Annotated in this window: 1 pseudogene; it reads right to left on the bottom strand. The window is 53.7% G+C overall.

Features of this window, described 5'->3' with window-relative positions:
* Positions 1-684: pseudogene (locus tag AC1DRJ_RS31155) on the bottom strand (hypothetical protein); the annotation flags it as partial.

Here is a 684-nt window from a genome sequence, read left to right as displayed (position 1 = left end):
GATGAAGCAGCAGGTTCGAAAACCATGGGGTTATTGCCGCAGTGGTGCCGCCTAAACCTTCGGCGGTATGAAGCATACCCATGCGCCTTTTCTGCCAAGTACTGCGAAGCCCGGAATACCAACCAGAGTCCTCACGGGCTAGCCAATGACGAGCGGTAAAATCTGGTTCGCCCGTAGCTGCTGCACGAAGCAACCTACCAAATGCGTACATCCAAGCATCTTTCGGACGGCACCAAGATGGCGTGTCATAAGTGCCGTCCGTAGTCTTCACATTGATGACTGCACGAGCTTCAAGGTGAGCGTCTCTTGGGTTATTGAGCTGAGACCAATCTTTGCTCTGCACCTCGACGTTTAGCGGTGTCAGTTGCTCAGGGTCAAATCCCTTGATTGACTCGTCCCGACCAATTGCTCGCGCAAGCACGAGTAGGGCGTTTTCTTGGCTGAAAAGTCCATTAGGGTGCGTAATGACGGTGAGAAGTGGTAGCCATGTCCGGACTGGTGGTAGGTCGAAACTATCCGACCATTTTGCCAACGCATATAGACGCAGATAGCGCGGTGCCCGCGAGATTAGCCCCTGCATTCCAGTGCGACTAGAGCTCAACAGCGCCGCAGATAGATCAGGGGATATTTGGGCAATAACCTTCCAAGCGTTCGTAACGGCGGCTTTGGGCCTCTCTTCGCTAA

The sequence above is a fragment of the Pseudomonas sp. P5_B2 genome, from assembly GCF_056400445.1.
The sequence above is the reverse complement of the archived record's forward strand: the minus strand, read 5'-3'. Positions and strand labels throughout refer to the sequence as shown.